General features: G+C 62.9%; 18 protein-coding genes. 10 read left to right on the forward strand and 8 right to left on the reverse strand.

What is annotated here, in order from left to right; genetic code table 11:
- Position 1 precedes the first annotated feature (1 nt).
- The 7 genes from GRZ55_RS00165 to GRZ55_RS00195 form a co-directional block, all read right to left on the reverse strand.
- Positions 2–997, reverse strand: coding sequence for an ABC transporter ATP-binding protein (locus tag GRZ55_RS00165; protein WP_169284865.1), 996 nt, complete (start codon positions 995–997; stop codon positions 2–4).
- Positions 990–2,087, reverse strand: coding sequence for an ABC transporter ATP-binding protein (locus GRZ55_RS00170; RefSeq protein WP_169284866.1), 1,098 nt, complete (start codon positions 2,085–2,087; stop codon positions 990–992). Before GRZ55_RS00170 ends, GRZ55_RS00165 begins: the two co-directional genes overlap by 8 nt.
- A 2-nt stretch (positions 2,088–2,089) precedes the next feature.
- A complete protein-coding gene (locus tag GRZ55_RS00175; protein ID WP_169284867.1) occupies positions 2,090–2,278 on the reverse strand; it encodes a hypothetical protein in 189 nt (62 codons plus the stop codon).
- Entirely contained in the window at positions 2,275–3,213 is a 939-nt protein-coding gene (locus tag GRZ55_RS00180; protein ID WP_169284868.1) for a carbohydrate ABC transporter permease, read from the reverse strand. The genes GRZ55_RS00175 and GRZ55_RS00180 overlap by 4 nt, the downstream gene beginning before the upstream one ends.
- A complete protein-coding gene (locus GRZ55_RS00185; protein ID WP_169284869.1) occupies positions 3,210–4,157 on the reverse strand; it encodes a carbohydrate ABC transporter permease in 948 nt (315 codons plus the stop codon). The genes GRZ55_RS00180 and GRZ55_RS00185 overlap by 4 nt, the downstream gene beginning before the upstream one ends.
- 96 nt (positions 4,158–4,253) lie before the next feature.
- Positions 4,254–5,579 (reverse strand): ABC transporter substrate-binding protein, encoded by a 1,326-nt coding sequence (locus GRZ55_RS00190; RefSeq protein WP_210257161.1) that lies wholly within the window; start codon positions 5,577–5,579, stop codon positions 4,254–4,256.
- Positions 5,580–5,730: 151 nt separating this feature from the next.
- A complete protein-coding gene (locus GRZ55_RS00195; protein ID WP_169284870.1) occupies positions 5,731–6,765 on the reverse strand; it encodes a LacI family DNA-binding transcriptional regulator in 1,035 nt (344 codons plus the stop codon).
- A gap of 334 nt (positions 6,766–7,099) precedes the next feature.
- Between GRZ55_RS00195 and GRZ55_RS00200 the strand changes: the two genes are divergently transcribed.
- Genes GRZ55_RS00200 through GRZ55_RS00235 form a run of 8 tightly spaced genes read left to right on the forward strand, consistent with a single transcriptional unit; the run spans position 7,100 to position 15,499 of the window.
- Positions 7,100–8,131 carry a PotD/PotF family extracellular solute-binding protein gene (locus tag GRZ55_RS00200; RefSeq protein ID WP_169284871.1) on the forward strand — a complete coding sequence of 344 codons (1,032 nt, stop codon included), beginning with the start codon at positions 7,100–7,102 and terminating at the stop codon, positions 8,129–8,131.
- 9 nt (positions 8,132–8,140) lie between these two features.
- Positions 8,141–9,001: an ABC transporter permease gene (locus GRZ55_RS00205; RefSeq protein WP_169284872.1), complete on the forward strand. Its 861-nt coding sequence runs from the start codon at positions 8,141–8,143 to the stop codon at positions 8,999–9,001.
- Positions 9,001–9,792 (forward strand): ABC transporter permease, encoded by a 792-nt coding sequence (locus GRZ55_RS00210; RefSeq protein ID WP_169284873.1) that lies wholly within the window; start codon positions 9,001–9,003, stop codon positions 9,790–9,792. Before GRZ55_RS00205 ends, GRZ55_RS00210 begins: the two co-directional genes overlap by 1 nt.
- A gap of 9 nt (positions 9,793–9,801) precedes the next feature.
- Entirely contained in the window at positions 9,802–10,869 is a 1,068-nt protein-coding gene (locus GRZ55_RS00215; RefSeq protein WP_169284874.1) for an ABC transporter ATP-binding protein, read from the forward strand.
- A gap of 2 nt (positions 10,870–10,871) precedes the next feature.
- The gene (locus GRZ55_RS00220) at positions 10,872–11,816 is read left to right on the forward strand and encodes an N-carbamoyl-D-amino-acid hydrolase (protein WP_169284875.1); all 945 of its coding nucleotides are present in this window, start codon (positions 10,872–10,874) and stop codon (positions 11,814–11,816) included.
- A gap of 31 nt (positions 11,817–11,847) precedes the next feature.
- Positions 11,848–12,486: a helix-turn-helix domain-containing protein gene (locus tag GRZ55_RS00225; RefSeq protein WP_246734435.1), complete on the forward strand. Its 639-nt coding sequence runs from the start codon at positions 11,848–11,850 to the stop codon at positions 12,484–12,486.
- Positions 12,483–14,324 (forward strand): adenine deaminase C-terminal domain-containing protein, encoded by a 1,842-nt coding sequence (locus GRZ55_RS00230; RefSeq protein WP_169284876.1) that lies wholly within the window; start codon positions 12,483–12,485, stop codon positions 14,322–14,324. Before GRZ55_RS00225 ends, GRZ55_RS00230 begins: the two co-directional genes overlap by 4 nt.
- A gap of 14 nt (positions 14,325–14,338) precedes the next feature.
- Complete coding sequence (locus GRZ55_RS00235) at positions 14,339–15,499, forward strand: alanine racemase (protein ID WP_169284877.1); 1,161 nt, start codon at positions 14,339–14,341, stop codon at positions 15,497–15,499.
- A gap of 168 nt (positions 15,500–15,667) precedes the next feature.
- Here the strand turns inward: GRZ55_RS00235 and GRZ55_RS00240 are convergent, their stop codons facing one another.
- A complete protein-coding gene (locus tag GRZ55_RS00240; RefSeq protein WP_169284878.1) occupies positions 15,668–17,113 on the reverse strand; it encodes an NAD-dependent succinate-semialdehyde dehydrogenase in 1,446 nt (481 codons plus the stop codon).
- Positions 17,114–17,378: 265 nt separating this feature from the next.
- Here GRZ55_RS00240 and GRZ55_RS00245 point away from each other — a divergent pair, with 265 nt between their 5' ends.
- Positions 17,379–18,197 (forward strand): phosphodiesterase, encoded by an 819-nt coding sequence (locus GRZ55_RS00245; RefSeq protein ID WP_169284879.1) that lies wholly within the window; start codon positions 17,379–17,381, stop codon positions 18,195–18,197.
- Entirely contained in the window at positions 18,194–19,030 is an 837-nt protein-coding gene (locus tag GRZ55_RS00250; protein WP_246734436.1) for an inositol monophosphatase, read from the forward strand. The genes GRZ55_RS00245 and GRZ55_RS00250 overlap by 4 nt, the downstream gene beginning before the upstream one ends.
- The last annotated feature ends 7 nt before the right edge of the window (positions 19,031–19,037 follow it).

Genomic DNA, 19,037 nt, shown 5'->3' on the forward strand with positions numbered 1-19,037 from the left:
CTCAGGCGATACGCGCGCCGGCCGCGTCGAAATAGAGAGCGTTGACGGGTTCGATTGGCAGGGTGTCGCCCGGTTCCAAATCCAGATCGGGCTCAGACAGCGTCACCACCGGATGCCCCTCCAGCACCAGGTGAAGTCTGGTCTGGTCGCCCAGATGCTCGATCCTGACCACGCTGGCGGGTCTGCCCTGACCGATGCGGATATGCTCGGGGCGCAGCGCGATCGTCCCTGCGCCCGCAGGCGCGCCGGGAAACAGGTTGGCCGGCAGGACGTTGATGCGCGGTTGGCCAAGCCGGCTGGCGACATAGAGGTTCAGCGGCTGCTCGTAGATTTCACGTGGCGTGCCGATCTGCACAAGTCGGCCATTTTCCAGAACCCCGATCCGGGTCGCCATGGTCATCGCCTCGATCTGGTCGTGGGTGACGTAGAGCAGCGTGGCGCCGAGCTCGGCATGGATGCGCTTGAGCTCCACGCGCAGATCGGCCCTAAGCTTGGCGTCGAGCGAACTGAGCGGCTCATCCATCAAGAACAGCGCCGGATCGCGCACCAGCGCGCGCCCAATGGACACGCGCTGCATCTCGCCCCCCGACAAGGCGGTCGCCTTGTTGTCCAGCTTGTGCGCGATCTGCAGGGTTTCGGCCACCTGCTGCACCTTCCGGCGCACCTCATCGGGCGGCGTTCGCAGCACCGGCGAGCGCAGCGGAAATGCCAGGTTTTCCCGCACGGTCATGTGGGGATAAAGGGAGTATTGCTGAAACACCATCGCGACGTCGCGTTGCGCGGGCGTCTCGCCCACCACCGATCGTCCGTCTATGAGGATGTCGCCGCGCTCGGGCGTCTCCAGCCCCGCGATCAGGCGCAGCGTCGTCGTCTTTCCCGCCCCGGTGGGCCCCAGCAGGACCATGAACTCGCCATGGCCCATGCTCATGTCCATGTCGATCACGGCCGGCGTCGTACCGAAGGACTTGGTCACGCCGGCAAGCCTGACTTCAGCCATGCTGCAGCACTCCCTCGTTGAGTTCCGAACGCAGGGCCCGCCCCGACTGGGCGTCGAACAGGGTGATGGTGCCCGGGTTGAAGGTCAGCCCCACCGTCTCGTCCATGCGCGCCACCTGCTGCGCGGTTACCCGCGCCTTGATCTGGCCGTCCTCGGTCTGCAGCGTGACGATCTGCGTGGTGCCGAGATATTCGCTGGCCAGCACCCTGGCGCGATAGGGCGCGTCATCGGACAGGCGGACGTTTTCGGGCCGAACGCCCAGCACCATCTCCCCTTCGAAGGCGACGCGCATGGCCGGCACGGCGATCTGCTGGTGATGCAGCGTCACCTGGCGGTCACCGATGCCCAGCCGACCGCGAAAGCGCAGCAGGTTCATCGCTGGCGAGCCGATGAAACCGGCCACGAAGAGCGTGGCGGGCTTGTCGTAGATGTCGCGCGGAACGCCGAACTGGTCGATCACGCCATGGTTCATCACCACGATCTTGTCGCCCATCTGCATGGCTTCGAGCTGGTCGTGCGTGACATAGACGGTCGTCGCCCCCATGCGGTCGTGAAGTGCGCGCAGTTCCTCCGCCATGCGCTCGCGGAATTCGGCGTCCAGCGCCCCCAATGGCTCGTCCATGAGAAAGCATTTGGGATTGCGCACGATGGCGCGCCCAAGCGCCACGCGCTGCCGGTCGCCGCCGGAAAGCCCGCCCACGGGGCGGTCGAGTATCCCCTCAATGCCGAGTATGCGCGAAACCTCGGCCACCTTCTCGCGGATCTGGGCACGCGGCATGCCTTGGCTGGCCAGCGGATAGCTGATGTTGCGGCGCACGTTCATGTGCGGATAGAGCGCAAACATCTGGAAGACGAAGGCGATGTCGCGCTGGCTGGCCGGCTTGCGGCCGACTTCCTCGCCATCGATGAAGATTTCGCCCGACGTCGGCAGTTCCAGCCCCGCGATCATGCGCAGCGTCGTCGTCTTGCCGCAGCCCGAGGGACCGAGCAGCATGAAGAACTCGCCATCCTCGATCCGGAAGCTCGAGGACTGGACGGCGGTGAAGCTGCCGAATTCCTTGCGCAGGTTGTGAATAACAATCTCGGCCATGCTTATTCCGGAAAATGGCTGACGACGAGGAACATGACAGTGCCCGTCAGCGTGACGATGAAGGACCAGGAAAAGGCCCAGAGAAGATATGGCTGCATCAGCATGACCACGCCCAGTCCGATCAGCAGGGAGGCGAGCATTTCCCACGGCCCGCGCCGCAGCCGCATCAAACCATCAAGGAAAGTCCTCATTTGCGCACCGCGCCGAATGTGATCCCGCGCAGCAGATGCTTGCGCAAGAGAATCGTGAAAACGATGACCGGTAGCAGGAAGAGGGTCGCCCCGGCAGAAACCGCGGGCCAGTCGCGCCCGCTCGAGCCTATGATCGTGGGAATGAAGGGCGGGGCGGTCTGCGCCGTACCGGAGGTCAGCAGCACGGCGAAGGCATATTCGTTCCAGGCAAAGATCAGGCAGAAGATTGCCGTCGAGGCGATGCCTGTCGCGGCCTGCGGCAGCACGACCTTGTAGAAGGCCTGAAAACGCGTGTAGCCATCGATAAGGGCAGCCTCCTCGTATTCTCGCGGGATCTCGTCGATGAACCCCTTGAGCAGCCAGACCGCCAGCGACAAATTGACCGCCGTGTAGAGCAGGATCATGCCCGCATGCGTGTCCGACAGGCCGGTCGCGCGAAACATCAGGAAGATTGGTATGGCGACCGCAATCGGCGGCATCATCCGCGTCGACAGGATAAAGAACAGCAGGTCGTCCTTCAGCGGCACCCGGTAGCGCGAGAAGCCATAGGCCGCGAGCGTTCCCAGGAACACCGACAGAAAGGTCGAACCAAAGCCGATGATGACCGAATTCATGAAGCGCTCGCCGAAGCGCGAAGGACCGCTGATCATCATGCCCTTGTCGTGAACGATCTGCTCGTACCAGGTCTCGGGCGGGTTGGCGGCCAGTTGCTCCGGGCTGGCTCGGTTCTGGACGGTGAACAGGTTCACGTAGCCTTCCAGCGTCGGCTCGAACACGACCTTGGGCGGATAGGCGATGGAGTCACTTGAGGATTTGAAGCCGGTGGCGATGATCCACATCAGCGGCATCAGCGTGACCAGCGCATAGCCGACGACCAGCAGGCCCGCGATCCATTTCAGCCGCCGCGAAGGCTCGGTGACCGAGAAACTGCTCATCGTTGTTTCACCCTGTTCAAAGCCTTGACGTAGATCGAAGCGAGGCCAAAGACGGTGACGAACAGAATGACCGCATAAGCCGACGCAAAGCCCGTGCGCCATTTCTCGAAGGCTTCACGCTTGAGGTTGATTGAGGTGAGTTCGGTGACAGAGCCCGGTCCGCCGCCTGTCAATTGCACCACCAGATCGAACATCTTGAAGTTCTCGATCCCGCGGAACAACACCGCCAACATGAGGAATGGCATGATCATCGGAACCGTGAGCGTCCAGAACTGGCGCCATTTCGATGCCCGGTCGCATTCGGCCGCCTCGTAGATCGAATCCGGGATCGAACGCAGGCCTGCAAGGCAGATCAGCATGACGAAGGGCGTCCACATCCAGGTGTCCACGATGATGATCGCCCAGGGGGCAAGCCGGACATCGCCGATCATCGAGAACCCGCTGGGATCCGCGCCGGTGAAGAAGCCCACCACGTAGTTGAAGACGCCGATCTGCGGCTGATAGAGAAACGTCCAGAAATTCCCCACCACCGCTGGCGACAGCATCATCGGCAGCACGATGACGGTGGTCCAGAAATTGCTGCCGCGAAACTTGGCATTGATGAGCCACGCCAGAGCGAACCCGATCAGGACCTGGAAGAACAGCGTCCAGAACAGGAAATGCGCCGTCGCCTGCATGGTCTGCCAGATTTCCGGATTGCTCAGGATGCGCTGGTAGTTCTGCAGGCCCACCCATTCCACATCAGCGTTCGGACGGTTCGCCCTGAAATTGGTGAAGCTCAGATAGATGGTCCACAGGAGCGGGAAGATGTTGACGGCCAGCAGCAGCACGATCGTGGGCCCGATGAAGATCCAGGCAATCGTCCGGTCTGACAGGCCGTGGATCTTGCGGGCGACCCGCGGCGGGGTCGCCTTCGCGATGCGGTCAATCGCGGTAACGGACATGCGCGTTTCCCTGGTGGCAAGCCTGGCGGCAGGACAAGGTTGTATTGCGGTACGGAACGGCGCGGGCGCCCCAGAAGTCAGGGCGCCCGCATCTACCTACATCTTGCCGTCGTCTTCGAAGACCTCGGTCCAATCGCGCACCAGAGCGTCCAGGGCTTCCTGTGCCGTGCCCTCGCCTGCCACGACGTAGCGGTGGACGCGGTTCTGCATAGACAGCAGCAGTTCGGCATAGGTCGGCTCGGCCCAGAAATCCTGCACGATCGCCATGGAATCGAGGAAGGTCTGCGCATAAGGCTGGCTTTCGGCGAAACCGTCGGCTTCGACGACCGCGCTCAGCGCGGAGAACCCGCCGAGTTCCCACCAGCGCTGCTGGACCTCCGGCTGGGCAAACCACTTGATGTATTCCAGTGCCGCCTCGCGGTTCTGCGAATACGACACGACGGAAATGCCCTGTCCGCCGAGCTGGGCCAAATGCCCCGCAGGGCCGGCAGGGTTGGGGAAGTAGCCGGAACGATCGCCACCGACATTGGCATCCTGATCGACACCTGGCCAGATGAAGGCGAAGTTCATCTGAAGGGCCACCTGGCCCGAGCGGAAGGCGTCGATGGTCTCGGACATGTACCAGTCCGAGGAGCCGGGGGGCGTGCAGCACTCGTAGAGTTCCTTGTAGAACTCCAGCCCCTCCACCGCGCCGGGCGAGTTCACATAGCCTTCGAGATCATAGGGATTGTCCGGGCTGCCATAGGTGAAGCCGTAATTATACAGCACATTGGTCACACCCATGGTGATCCCTTCGGAGCCCCTTTCGGTGTAGATGGCGGCGCCATAGACGGTCCGTCCGTCGATCTCGCGCCCCTGGAAGAATTCGGCGATGTCCTTCAGCTCGGCGAGCGTCTCGGGAACGTCGAGATCGCGGCCATAGGCCTCGCGGAATTCGGCCTGGAGCTCCGGACGCTCGAACCAGTCGCGCCGATAGGTCCAGCCGACGACATCGGCAAAGGCCGGCAGCGCCCAGTAGTTCGGCGTGCCTTTCGGCCATTCCGAATAGCCTTCGACCGTGGCGGGAATGAAGGCATCCATGCTGATGCCCTCGGCATCGAAGAATTCGTTCAGCTGGACATAATGGCCGGACTCGGCAGCCAGCCCGATCCACTGGCTGTCGCCGATCATGAGGTCGCAGAGCTGCCCCCCCGAATTCAGCTCGTTGAGCATGCGATCTGCGAAATTGGGCCAGGGCACGAACTCGAAACTCATCCGGTGGCCTGACTGTTCTTCGAAATCGCGCGACAGCTCGATCAGCGCATTGGCCGGATCCCAGGCGGCCCAGCAAAGGGTCAGGTCGGCGGCCTGCGCACCCGTGGCGGCACCGCTCATCAGGCCGGCGAGAGCCGTTGCCGCAAGCATGCGGGTCTTCATCTTCATGATTTCTCTCCTCCCAGATTTCCGGCTGGCACGATGGCCCCGGACGATCCCCCCGTATCGGGGAGACGGCTCACCATAAATGATGTGCGTACCTCATTTCAACTTGAATCTTGATGTACGTCTCGCGCCTCCAGTGTTCGAATGATGAAAGTTACCCGGACTCAGGCAGGTTCTCGCGCAGCACGATCTCGATGCGCAGCCGTTCCTGGGGTTCGAATATGGGCAGATTGTCGCTCAAGCTGCGCAGGACACGGATAGCGCTGCGCACCAGATGCCCCACATTCTGCGCAATGACGGCATCAACCTCATTGGCCATCAGGGCGGCGCGCGTCGGCGGCGTCAGTTCATGCATGATGACCGGGATTTCTCCCACACGCGTGCTTCGCCGCAAGGCCCGCAGGACCGACAGATTGCCGGACCCCATCGAATAGAGGCCCACCAGCTGAGGTTTCCGGATCAGCATGCCGAAAACCAGCTCTTCCATCCTTTCGGGATCGTCGAAGGATTCGATTGTCGGGATGACGGTAAGGTGCGGAAAGTCGGCCTGCATCACTGCATCGAACCCGAGCCGTCGCTCCAGGCTGTCGCGGGACCTCATCGAATTGGTTGCAAGCAGGATCTCGCCTGGCTTGCGGGCGAATTTCCCCATCAGGAGCGCCGCCGTGCGGCCCGCGGCTATGCTGTCCGTGCCGACGAAATAATCCCGTGGCGAGTTGGGCAGGTCGGAGACCATCGCCACGATCGCGATGCCTTCCTGCTTGATGCGGGCCAGGGCGTCGCGCACCTGCGGCGTTTCCGGGACCATCAGCGCCAGGCCGTCAAGCTTCCTTGGATCCAGCGAAAGCAGCGCCCGCACGATGGCATGTGGGTCATTGGCCGGCACCGAGATTATGCGCAGCACCAGACGATCGGCAATTTGGGACGAATAGGCGTCACGCAGCGCGGCGCGAATGGACTCGGCGAACTGGCTAGGACCTTCTGGCAAGACGAATGCGAAAGTGTATCGCCGCTGCCGGGCAAGGTTTGCGGCGGAGGTGTCACGCACGTAGCCGAGCCTGGCAATCGTGTCGTTTACCTTGTCGATGGTCTTCTGGCGTACGCCTGCGCGCGCATTCAGCACGCGGTCGACCGTGGCCAGGCTGACCCCGGCTTCTCGGGCGATGTCATGTACTGTCGGGCGATCCACGCGTCTCTTTCCTCCCCCATCGAAAGTACCGAACCGGACTGACGTACGTCAATCACGCCAGAGGCACAATATGGTCGCCGGGCGCAGATCCGCCTTTCGGCAGCGGCCGCGTAATGTCAGCATATGCACCTCGAACGCCATCTCACCTGGGCGGATCACGACCACGTCGAGTGGCCTGACATCGCGCCGGCTGGCAGGACGGCTCCGTCGCGTGCGCCGCACCTGATCTGCACAAAGTTTCATCACACCATGGCCGCTGCCTATGATTTGACAGAAAGAGAAAATTTCTCTATTCGGAAAATCGTTCGAATGCCGCCACTCTCAGAGGTGAACCATGCCATCTGCTGCCTTTCTGACGCGTATTGCCGCGCTCGCCCTTCTCTCAGCCACAGCCTTCACTGCTCATGCCCAAGACCGCCAATTGGTGATTTCCGACTGGGGCTACAGCAACGAGTTCTTGATCCCCAACCTGTTTGAACCCTTCGAGCAGGAGCACGACGTCAAGATCGTGCTGGAAACGGGCAATGCACCTGACCGCCTGAACCGGCTGCGAATCCGCGGCGGCGTCGACCTGATCTATCTTACCGACGTGTTCTCGCAGCAGGGCATCGATTCTGAGTCCTTCGCCCCGATCGACCCGGCGCTGCTGTCCAATTTCGACGACCTCTACGAACCTGCCAAAAACCCCCAGGGCGACTACGGGCCTGCGGTCACCTTTGGCCAGTACGGCATCATCTACGACACTGCCAAGGTCGACGAGACGATCACCTCCTGGGAAGATCTTTGGCGGCCCGAATTCAGCCGCGCGATCGCGATGCCCGGCTTCAACACCACCTCCGGCCCGCTTACGGTTCTGATGGCCGCCAAGCGCGTCGGCGTGGACGCTTTCCAAGACCCCGACGCCGCCTTCGCGTCCATGGCCGAACTCGAACCCAACATTCTGAAGACTTACAATTCGGGATCGGAACTGACCAACCTCTTCACCACGGGCGAGGTCTATATCGGACTGGTTCAGGATTTTGCTTTCCCAGCCATCAAGGCGGCCATCCCCACCGTCGAGTGGGCGGAGGTCAGCGAAGGCAACTTCCGGATGATGAACACGCTCAACATTGCCGCGCGCTCGGAGAATGTCGAACTCGCTCACGCCTTCATCGACTGGCAGCTGAGCCAGAAGGCGCAAAAAGACGGTGCCGTGGCCCTGCGGACGGGGCCCGTCAACAAGGCGGTCGAGTTGTCGGACGAAGAGGCTGCACAGGTCATATATGGCGAGGAGCAGGTGATGGGCCTGCAAAGCTCTCCCTATCGCGATCTGCTCGACAACAGGGCCGATTGGGAAACCCGCTGGAACGCCATTTTCGGCCAGTGATCCAGAACGATGGGCGCTGACACCATTACACGCACGAACCGGGTCACCGCCCTTGCGCCATGGTTGCTGGTCTTGCCGGCAACCATGGCAGTGTTCGCGCTGCTTGCCGTACCGGTGGGGAGCACACTCGCCGAGAGCTTTTCCAACCCGCTCGGCGTGTTCGAGAACTATCGCCGCTTCTTTGCCAGCGACTACAATCGCATGGTTGTGCTGCGCAGTTTCTGGATCGCTTTTGCAACGACCGCGATTGCCCTGGCCGCCGGATTTTTCGCGGCCTATCTGATCGCCGGAAGCGGTCCGCGCACGAAACGTATCCTGATTCTGCTTTCCGTCTTTCCCCTTCTGACCGGCGTGGTTGTACGCTCATTCGGCTGGATGGTGATCCTCGGGCGCAACGGCATCCTCAACAATGCGCTCATCGAGCTTGGCCTGATCAATGCACCGCTAAGCCTGCTGTTCAACCAGGGGGCCGTTCTGGTTGGCATGGTCTACCTCTTCCTACCGCTGATGATCCTGTCGCTTGTCGGGGTATTGGAAACGATCGACCAGGATCTCTATTCGGCGGCGGAATCGCTTGGCTCGTCTCCCTTCGGCGTCTTCCGTCAGGTGACCTTCCCGCTTGCGCTTCCGGGGATGGTCGTAGGTTCGATCCTCGTCTTCACCGGCAGTCTGGCCACGTTCGTCACGCCGCGCCTGCTGGGCGGCGAGCGCCAGATGACATTGGCCACGCTGTTGCACGAAAAGGCGATCATCTCCTTCGACTGGGAGGCCGCCAACACGATTGCAACCATCATGATCGTGCTGACGGCCCTGTCGCTTGTGGCGCTTGGCATGCTGGCGAAGCGCCTGTCGCCGAAGGGGAGGGCGTGATGCAACAGCGGTCCGTGAATCCTGTCGTGGCTGCGATCGGGTGGCTGGTCATGGCGTTCTTGATGGCGCCGATCGTGATCGTGATCGGAGCAGCCGTCAGCGACACTACCTATCTGGCCTTTCCTCCCCAAGGTTTCTCGCTCAGATGGTTCGGGAACGTGCTGCAGCAGCGCAGCTTCATGGCCTCCTTCCAGACATCGATGCAGGTAGCCATCAGCGCGACATCCATTGCGCTGGCCATCGGCCTTTTTGCCGCTTATGGCCTGGCACGTTTCGGCAAGACGATCCCCGCGTGGTTCGGTTCGGTCTTCTTGCTTCCCCTGTTCGTGCCGGAGATCGTGTTCGGCTTCTCGCTGCTCAAAACAGTCATCGTATCGCTCGAACTGCCTGTTACCACCGCCCTCATCGTCGGCCACACCATTATCTGCCTGCCCTACATGGTGCGCGTGATCAGCGCGAGCCTGTCCTCGTTCGACTTCTCTATTGAAGAAGCGGCGGTCAGCCTGGGCATGCACCCGATCAAGGTCTTTCTGACGATCGTCCTTCCCAACATCCGGTCCGGCGTCATCGCGGCGGTGGTTCTTGCCTTCATCACCTCGCTGAACGACGTGGCGGTATCGCTGTTTCTCACCGGGCCGGGGGTCAGCACGCTGCCGATCGAGGTGTTCACCTACGTCGAACAGTTCTTCGACCCCTCCGTGGCCGCGGTATCGGTGCTTCTGATGGGCGTGACAATCATCGTCATGGCACTGGTGGAACGCACGCTGGGCCTGGGCAAGGCTGTAAAATAAGGGAATCTCATGCAAAGCAATGCCGTCAGCCTGAACGATATTGTAGCTCACTACGGGAACTCGCAGGTCCTGCACGGCTTGAACATGTCGGTCGCAGACGGGGAACTCGTCTCGCTCCTGGGATCAAGCGGCTGCGGTAAGACGACGACGCTGCGCCTGCTGGCGGGGTTCATCAGGCCCTCGTCGGGCAGCATTGCCCTTTCAGGCAGGGATGTCACTGGACTTCCTCCCTACAGGCGCGGCATCGGCATCGTCTTCCAGAACTATGCGCTGTTTCCTCATCTCACCGTCGCCCAGAATGTCGGGTTCGGGCTGAAACAGCGCCAGGTGGCGGAACCGGAACGGGGCAAGCGCGTCGCGGCGATGCTGGAGCGGGTGGGACTGTCATCGTTCGCCGATCGCTATCCCTCTGCATTGTCGGGAGGCCAACGCCAGCGTGTCGCGCTGGCTCGCGCTCTGGTCATTGATCCCCCATTGCTGATGCTCGACGAGCCCCTATCCAACCTGGACGCCAAGCTGCGCGTCGACATGCGCTCCGAGATCCGCGAATTGCAGCGCGCCAACAAGCGCACCGCCATCTACGTGACGCACGATCAGGAGGAGGCGTTCTCGATCTCTGACCGCGTGGCCATCATGGATGCCGGTCGTATCGTCCAGCTCGACGCACCAGAGACGCTGTTTACTCGGCCCGTAAACGCCTTCGTGGCCCGCTTCGTCGGCTTCGAGAACCTCGTCCCCATGATCGTCGTGGAACGGGATGGAGACCGCGTCATCTGCGAGGCTGCAGGCGGTGTACGCACCACGCTGTCGCTCGCGGCGACCGGCCCGGTGGGGGATCGCTTTGTGATTGGAGCGCGCCCGGAAGGTCTCGCGATCGGCGCGCCGTCGAACAGCACAATCCCCGGCACCATCGGTGTTCGTACCTATCTCGGCCGCACCTATCAGTACCGCATCGACACGCCAGCCGGACCCCTTGTGGCCAACGGTCCCTTCTCTCAGCCGCTGCAACAAGGAGAGGCGGTTGGGATCGGTTTCCTGGCCGACCAATGCTGCATTCTTCCAATGGAGAACAATTGAGCATGTCCCGTTCAATCATGGGAGCGGCCGCACAGCTGGGGCCGATCGCGCGCTCCGACCCTAGAAAAGAGGTCGTGGCGCGATTGATCTCGTTGTTGAGAGAAGCGCACGGCCGCGGTGCGGAACTGGTCGTGTTTCCCGAACTTGCGCTGACGACCTTCTTTCCACGCTGGTATCTGGAAGATCCTGCGGAAATCGACGCATTTTTCGAAACTGAAATGCCGGGTCCAGAGACGCTGCCGCTTTTTGAGGAGGCGAAGCGCCTAGGGGTGGGCTTCTATATCGGATATGCCGAACTGGCATCCGAAAGCGGCGCGCGCCAGCGCTTCAACACGTCCATTCTGGTGGATCGCGCAGGCAGGATCGTCGGCAAATACCGCAAGGTTCATCTGCCGGGATATGACGCGCCACAACCGGGCCGCACCTCCCAGCATCTGGAGAAATACTATTTTCAGCCTGGCGATTTCGGCTTCCCCGTCTGGCGCACCATGGGCGCGGTCATGGGCATGTGCATCTGCAATGATCGTCGCTGGCCAGAGACCTACCGCGTGATGGCTCTTCAGGGCACCGAGATCATTCTTGTGGGCTACAACACGCCGGATGACCATACTGGCGATTTCGACTTCGACAGTCTTACCGGTTTTCACAACCAACTCTCCCTCCAGGCAGGCGCCTATCAGAACTCGACATGGGTCATTGCCACGGCTAAGGCTGGGCTCGAGGAAGGGTCCCGGCTCATCGGCAACTCGATGATCGTCGCACCATCGGGTCAGGTCGTCGCCATGGCGACTTCGACGCATGACGAGGTGGTGGTCGCCCGGTGCGATCTCGATCTGGGAACACTATACCGTAAGACGATTTTCGACCTGGCGCGCCACCGAGAGCCGCGCCATTACGGCCTGATCGTCGAAAGAAAGGGGCCTGTGTCCCCACCTGAGGAGGGGTGAGTGCGGGCACAATTGCGGGAGGAAAAGTGAAATGACCCAACCGGCGGAAATGCAGTCGGCGCGGTACGATAGGTCGAGCGCGGTAGGCAAGATCCTCGCCGATTTGCGCCGCAAGAACGCATGGACTCTTGCAGACGTTTCCAAGCGGACCGGCGTGTCGATCTCAGCGCTTTCGAAGATAGAGAATGGGCAAAGCCAGCCCGCCTACGGTGTTCTCACCCGGCTGGCTTCCGGACTGAACATCGACTTCGTGGAACTGCTGGACAGCGGCGGCCATATGCGGTTTTCCGGCGCTACCCGAGCGATCACACGCGCTGGCGCGGGCACTCATTTTCGCAATGACATGGGAATCTACGAGGCGTTGGCCCCTGATATTGCCGCCAAGTCGCTGCAGCCGATGCTGATCGAGATCAGCCCACGCGAAGCCGATGGACCGCGGGTGCGCAGCTCCCATCGGGGCGAGGAATTCGTCTATGTCCTCGAGGGTGAAGTGGTGTTCGAGATGAGTCCCTATACGCCGGTGCTGCTGGCCGCCGGAGATTCCGTCTATTTCGACGGGTCGATGGATCACGGATTTTATGCCGTTGGCCCCGCCTCCGGCAGGATCCTGTCGGTCTGCTTCCCCGGAACGTCCGAACTCCCCGCAACCCCGGAAAACATCTCGAAATGATCAGCGCACGCTCCGAAGTCAGCCTCCGCCAACAACTGGTCCTCGTCGCGCTGGGAAAGGCGCCCGCCGATCTGTGCCTGAGGATCGGCCGGCTGCTCGATACGGCGACCCGGACCTGGATGGACGATCAGGAGATCGTCGTGGCCGGGGATCGCATCGCCTATGTCGGTCCTTCCGGTTCCTATCCCGGCACGGCGAAGCGCACCGTCGAAAGACCCGGGCTGATCGCCGTCCCGGGGCTGGGGGAGGTGCACAAGCATATCGAGAGCTCGCATCTGACGCCCGAATGGGAGGCTGCCCTCGTGCTGCCCCGCGGCAACACATGGACCTGCGAGGCCAGCCACGAATTCTCCAATGTGCGCGGATCGCGCACGCTCGAATTCTGGATGACGGCACGCCGGCATGGCTCACCCCTGAAGATCTTCCCGCTGCCGGGCTCGGCCGTACCGCCGACCAGCTACGAGCATGGCGGAGGCTGGCTGGGCTACGAGGAGCAGAAGGGCTTCATGAAGGACAGCCTGATGGTGGCCGGCCTCGACGAGGTGATGGACTGGCCGGCTGTCTGGGACGCGACCAACCCATCGCATGAACGTCTCTGGGGGATGATCGAGGCGACCTTCGAGCAGCGCGGCGTCGTCGAAGGCCATGCGGCTGGCCTGCGCGACCTGCCGACGATCAACGCCTTCGCGGCTGCGGGGCTCGCCTCCGACCACGAGGCATGGACGGCCGAGGAGTTCTGGGACAAGCTCTCGCACGGCCTGTTCATGGAACTGCGACCCCATTCCATGCCGGAGGTGATCGAGGGCCTGCTTGCGCGCGGCCTGGCCGACTGGTCGCAGATCGCGTTCACGACCGACGACCGCAGCGCCACCGAGACCCTTGAGAAGGGGGCGACCGACTACAATGTGCGTCTGGCCATCCAATCGGGCCTGGCGCCCGAGATCGCGATCCAGTGCGTCACCATCAACCCCGCCCGCCATATGCGCCTGACGCCCTGGGTCGGGTCGATCGCGCCCGGCCGGTTCGCCGATCTGGTGCTTCTGTCGGATCTCGAGGAGTTCGCCATTGCCGAGGTGTGGGCCGACGGCCGGCTGGTCTCGCAGGGCAGTACCTATACCGAGCCCGTGCCGGCCATCGACTGGCCCGGCTGGGCGACCGACACGATCCGGATCGGCGGCGCGCTTTCGGCAGCGGATTTTGCCATCGCCGCAAAGCCAGGGCGACAGACCATGCAGGCCGCGGTTCTGCGTCCCTTCCATTGGGAAGACGATTTCCTCGTCTATGAACTGCCCGTCGAAGATGAGCAGGTGCAGCGCGACGCAGGCCGCAACATCACCAAATTCGCGATCGTCGACCGCTATTCTGGCACCAGATCGGTCTCACGCATGTTCTGGGCAGGCACCGGTCCGCGCACGCCCGACACCGCGCTCGCCAGTTCGCTCGCCCATGACAAGCACAATATCTGGTGCGTGGGTTCCTCCGACGCGGCCATGGCCATGGCGGTCAATGCGCTGGCCGAGATCGGCGGCGGATGGGCGCTGGTGCGCGAAGGCGAGCTCGTGGCCACGGTCCGCTACGAGGTGGCTGGGCTGATGTCGTGCCGCCCGGCCGAGGCGCTCGATGCCGACATGCAGAAGATGTACGCCGAGGCCGAAAGCATCGAATGGATGTACGAGCCGAGCTCCTCGCCGCGCTGGTGGGCCGGCTTCCCAGAGCGCCTCGCCTTCGCGACGCTGACCTGCGCGCCGTGGCGCTGGGTGCTGGTCGCCCCGTGCGAACACGCGCCCGAAGGCCTCGTCAACGTCCAGACCGGCCACACGCATCCCGTGGTCTGGTAGGACAGGAAGTCTCGATGACAATGAACTATCAGGGCGATCCGCTCGACCTGGAGCGGCACTTTGTCGGCTTCACGGAGGCTGCCACGCCACGCGTCGTCGTCGACGCGCGAGTGCTCGACGCCAACATCGCGGCGATGCAGGACCGGGTCGGCGGTGCCGCTGCGCTCCACCCTCACATCAAGACCCACAAAAGCATCGCCATCGCGCGCCGACAGATTGCTGCGGGTGCTTCAGGCATCACTGCATCGCGGCCCAATGAGGCCGCCGTCTTCATCCGCGCGGGCATCGGTCCCGTCACGATCGCCTACCCACTGGTCGAGCCACGCCAGGTCGCTGCGCTGCTGCGGCTCGGCGCCGAACACGGCATAGGCTTGCGGCTGATCTGCGACAGCGAGGAAGGACTGGACAGCCTCGTTGCGGGAAGTCGAATGGCAGGCATCCCGGCAAGTGTGTTCCTGAAGGTTGATGTCGGCCTTGGCCGGGTCGGCGTGGATCCACAAAGCCAGCGTGGCGTAGCTCTTGCCGAGCGGATCGCCGGCTGCGAGCTTGAACTGCTCGGCCTGATCTCTCATGCGGGGCAGGCCTATGGAGCTGACGGTCGTGACGGAATCGAAAAGATTGCCCGGCAGGAGCTGGCCATTCTGCATGGGTTTCGCGACAGGCTGACGGCCGGCGGGATCGCGGTTCCGATCATTTCCATCGGCAGCACGCCCACCATATGTGCCCATGCCGGGTTCGAGGGCATCGCCGAATTGCGGCCCGGCAACTATGTCTTTTTCGACCTGACCGCCATTCGGTTGGGCATTGCGCATCGCAGCGATCTCTCGCTCGCGGTCGCCGCGACCGTGATCGCGTGCAACGACACGCATGCCATCATCGATGCCGGTTCCAAGACGCTGAGTTCCGATCTCGGACCTCATGGGACGCGGGCCGGCAAAGGCTACGGCGAGGCGTGGGTTGTGGGCCGCGACGCACCGCTGCCGGTTGATCGGCTGTCGGAGGAACACGGCTTCGTGGCGCATGCGGGAATGCGCCCCGCCATCGGCTCCAAGCTTCTCGTGTTGCCGAACCACGCCTGCCCCGTGGCCAATCTTGCCGCATCGCTTCTGCTGCTGGGCGACCGCACGACAGAGGAAGTGCGGGTGGACGCGCGCAATGGCGAACTGCACCTGTAGCGTCGCGGCACGCTGACGGAAAAGACCGCGCTCGCGGCCATCAAGCCGCTGATCCCCACTAGCCCGGAAATGCTGGGCGACATCGCATGAACCGCTGTACCGATCTCCATCCAACCCGGGCGGAGGCCCCGTTCATGCATTGCTACTGGTGCAAAAAGCTGTCGCGTATCAGCCGGGAAGCTGGGTGACGAATTTGGTGCTCAGATAGGCCTCGATGGCGTCCGACCCGCCTTCCGTACCATGGCCGGAATCCTTGATGCCGCCAAACGGCACCTCGGGCAGAGCGAGGCCGTTGTGGTTGATCGACGTCATGCCGGCCTGAACCCTCAGGCCCAGTTCCTGCATGGTCTGCGGCGAGCGGGTGAATGCGTAGGAGGCGAGCCCGAAGGGAAGACGGTTGGCTTCCTCGACGGCATCGTCGAGCGACGCAAAGGGCGCAAACACCGCGACCGGCCCGAACGGCTCCTCATTCATGATGCGGGCGGATTTCGGCACGTTGGCGAGCACCGTCGGCTCGAAGAAATAACCCTTGTTGCCGATCCGGCGGCCGCCGGTCTTCAGCTCGGCGCCATTGTCGAGAGCGTCCTGAATCAATTCTTCGAGCATGGGAATTCGGCGCTCGTTCGCCAGCGGTCCCATCTGGATGCCGTCTTCGAGCCCGTTGCCCACCTTCACCGCCTTGGCTGCCTGGGTGAAGTCTTCGAGGACCTTTTCGTAGACGCCTTCCTGCACGAGGAAGCGGGTCGGCGACACGCAGACCTGGCCGGCATTGCGGTACTTGGAACCCGCCATGATTTTCACCGCCTTCTCGAGATCGGCGTCGTCGAAGATGATGGCCGGGGCGTGACCGCCGAGTTCCATGGTAGCCAGTTTCATGTGCTGGCCGGCGAGCGCCGCCAGATGCTTGCCGACCGGGGTTGAGCCGGTGAAGGAGATCTTTCGGATCACCGGATGCGGGATAAGATATTCCGAGATCTCGGCCGGCACGCCATAGACGAGGTTCACCACGCCGGCCGGCACGCCGGCATCGACGAAGGCGCGCACGAGTTCGGCCGGCGAGGCCGGCGTCTCCTCGGGCGCCTTGACGATGATCGGGCAGCCTGCGGCAAGCGCGGCCGACAGCTTGCGCACGACCTGGTTGATGGGGAAGTTCCACGGCGTGAAGGCCGCCACGGGGCCAACCGGAAGCTTTATCGCCATCTGCATGACGCCTGGCGCACGGCCAGGGATGATCTGGCCATAGGTGCGGCGGGCCTCTTCGGCGAACCAGTCGATGACGTCGGCGCCCGCCAGCGCTTCCATCCGGGCCTCGGGCATCGGCTTGCCCTGCTCGCGCGACATGATCCAGGCGATCCGGTCGGCGCGTTCGCGTAGCAGATTTGCCGCCTTGCGCATCAGCTTCGAGCGGTCAAAGGGAGATGTCGCCGCCCATTCGGGTGCCGTCCGCTCAACGGCGGCAAGCGCGGCATCCAGATCGGGGCGCTTGGCATGGGCCACGCGGCCGATCTTCTCCTCGGTGGCAGGGTCGATGACGTCGATCCAGTCGCCGCCAACGGCGTCGCGCCACTCCCCATCGATCAATAGTTGCGTGTCGGGATAGGAAAACTGGGTCATCGCAAGCTCCGCTTCGGATAATGGCGCGTCAATCACGCGGCCTTGTGCCACGTCTGGGCCGTCATGTCTCTGGGTCAAAGAACGCCGTTGCCGTCATGCATGTCGCGGGCCTGACGCTGAGTGGGCCCTGCAGCCCCAGGGCGATCTCGGTCTGCATGTCGGCGCTTGTCCATGTTGCATCGCAGTGTCATTTGGCTGTTAAAGATAGGGCGCTACGTAGCGCCATATTTCTCCCGCCCGATTTTCCCTCGTCGAGACCGACCCAATGCTCATTGCCCAGATTTCCGATGCCCATGTCGGCGTGCCCGGCACGCTGTTTTACAACCGCTTCGACACGGCGGGCGCATTGCGGCGCGCGGTCGAGGAACTGAACCTGCTCGACCCGCGTCCGGACGTCGTTCTTTTCACCGGCGATCTCGGCGACAAGGGCACGCCGGAAGAGTACGTCTTCATTCGCGAGCTGCTCGCGGCGCTCGAAATCCCGCTCTTCGTCATCCCGGGAAATCACGACAATCGCGCCGCGATGCTGGCGGCGTTCGGCGATGTCCCATATCTCGACGGTGCCGACGAGTTCTTCCACTACGCCGTCGATGACCATCCCGTTCGCCTGGTCGGGCTCGACACGGTCAACCCGTCGGAATTCGGGGCCGGAGAGATGTGCGGCGCGCGTCTCGACTGGCTCGACCGGACGCTGGGCGCCCAGCCGGACCGCCCGACCGTGATCTTCATGCATCACCCGCCCTTCGACACGGGCATCGTCCATATGGACCGCATCAAATGCGCCAATGGCAAGGCCTTCGCCGAGATAGTGGCACGCCACCCGCAGGTCGAACGCGTGCTGTGCGGCCATGTCCATCGTCCGGTCCAGATCCGCCTTGGTGGGACCATCGCGCAGATCGCGCCTTCGATCGCGCATCAGGTGCCGCTCGATCTGCGTCCCGACGGCCCGCCGGCCTTCGTGTTCGAGCCTGCGGCCTTCATGCTGCATCATTGGCAGGCGGATCGCGGCATCGTCTCGCACATGCATTATATTGGGGACTTCGGGTCGCCGATCAGCTTCAGCACAGGCGAGCCGGTCGCATGAGAACCACGTTCGACACGTCGGAAATGCAGGCTGTCACCGATCTCCTGCGCGAGGTCGCCGAAGCGCAGATCAGGCCGCGCTTCGGCATGCTGGCAACCCACGAGATCGCGCAGAAATCCGCCGTCAACGATCTGGTGACCATTGCCGATCTGGAGACCGAGAAGGCGCTGGCGCAGCGGTTGCGGCAGCTTTTTCCGGGCTGTGCGATCATCGGCGAGGAAGCCGTTGCGACCGATGCCGCACTGCTCGACACGATCGAGGATGCCGAGCTTGCCTTCATCATCGATCCGGTGGACGGCACATGGAATTTCGCCCATGGCGTGCCGATGTTCGCCACCATGGTGGCGGCCGTTCGGCGCGGCGAAACGATTGCCGCCTGGATCCATTACCCGATGAGCGATGACACCCTGGCGGCGGTGCGCGGCGGCGGTGCCTGGCGGGCCGATGCTTCCGGGCAGGCCACGCGCTGCAGCGTTTCGACCCGAACCACGACCGCAGACATGTCCGGTTTCATGGCGCTGCCCTTGTTCGAGCCCGCTCACCGGCAATCCCTGGCCCTGAGCCAGATGCGGCTTGGCGGCGTCACCAGCTATTTCTGCTCGGCCTATGAATACCGGATGCTGGTGACGGGTGCCAAGGAGTTCGGCCTCAATGGCAGGCTGATGCCATGGGACCATGCGCCTGGACAATTGCTGCATGCGGAAGCCGGCGGCCATTCGGCCCTGTGCGATGGGCAGGCCTACCGTCCGGCCTTGCGGGAAGGCCCGTTTTTGCTTGCACCGGACCGGGACAGCTGGAACGCGCTCAACATGCTCCTCGCGCGGCCCAGTTAGGCAAGGC

Source organism: Chelativorans sp. ZYF759 (genome assembly GCF_012911015.1).
Classification (GTDB): domain Bacteria; phylum Pseudomonadota; class Alphaproteobacteria; order Rhizobiales; family Rhizobiaceae; genus ZYF759.

Bases quoted from the DNA above. Each gene is read 5' to 3' on its own strand.
- GRZ55_RS00185 (WP_169284869.1), bottom strand. From the start codon at position 4,157: ATGTCCGTTACCGCGATTGACCGCATCGCGAAGGCGACCCCGCCGCGG.
- GRZ55_RS00225 (WP_246734435.1), top strand. From the start codon at position 11,848: ATGACCCAACCGGCGGAAATGCAGTCGGCGCGGTACGATAGGTCGAGC.
- GRZ55_RS00205 (WP_169284872.1), top strand. From the start codon at position 8,141: ATGGGCGCTGACACCATTACACGCACGAACCGGGTCACCGCCCTTGCG.
- GRZ55_RS00250 (WP_246734436.1), top strand. From the start codon at position 18,194: ATGAGAACCACGTTCGACACGTCGGAAATGCAGGCTGTCACCGATCTC.
- GRZ55_RS00230 (WP_169284876.1), top strand. From the start codon at position 12,483: ATGATCAGCGCACGCTCCGAAGTCAGCCTCCGCCAACAACTGGTCCTC.
- GRZ55_RS00175 (WP_169284867.1), bottom strand. From the start codon at position 2,278: ATGAGGACTTTCCTTGATGGTTTGATGCGGCTGCGGCGCGGGCCGTGG.
- GRZ55_RS00190 (WP_210257161.1), bottom strand. From the start codon at position 5,579: ATGAAGATGAAGACCCGCATGCTTGCGGCAACGGCTCTCGCCGGCCTG.
- GRZ55_RS00240 (WP_169284878.1), bottom strand. From the start codon at position 17,113: ATGACCCAGTTTTCCTATCCCGACACGCAACTATTGATCGATGGGGAG.
- GRZ55_RS00220 (WP_169284875.1), top strand. From the start codon at position 10,872: ATGTCCCGTTCAATCATGGGAGCGGCCGCACAGCTGGGGCCGATCGCG.
- GRZ55_RS00170 (WP_169284866.1), bottom strand. From the start codon at position 2,087: ATGGCCGAGATTGTTATTCACAACCTGCGCAAGGAATTCGGCAGCTTC.
- GRZ55_RS00165 (WP_169284865.1), bottom strand. From the start codon at position 997: ATGGCTGAAGTCAGGCTTGCCGGCGTGACCAAGTCCTTCGGTACGACG.
- GRZ55_RS00210 (WP_169284873.1), top strand. From the start codon at position 9,001: ATGCAACAGCGGTCCGTGAATCCTGTCGTGGCTGCGATCGGGTGGCTG.
- GRZ55_RS00245 (WP_169284879.1), top strand. From the start codon at position 17,379: ATGCTCATTGCCCAGATTTCCGATGCCCATGTCGGCGTGCCCGGCACG.
- GRZ55_RS00180 (WP_169284868.1), bottom strand. From the start codon at position 3,213: ATGAGCAGTTTCTCGGTCACCGAGCCTTCGCGGCGGCTGAAATGGATC.
- GRZ55_RS00215 (WP_169284874.1), top strand. From the start codon at position 9,802: ATGCAAAGCAATGCCGTCAGCCTGAACGATATTGTAGCTCACTACGGG.
- GRZ55_RS00235 (WP_169284877.1), top strand. From the start codon at position 14,339: ATGACAATGAACTATCAGGGCGATCCGCTCGACCTGGAGCGGCACTTT.
- GRZ55_RS00200 (WP_169284871.1), top strand. From the start codon at position 7,100: ATGCCATCTGCTGCCTTTCTGACGCGTATTGCCGCGCTCGCCCTTCTC.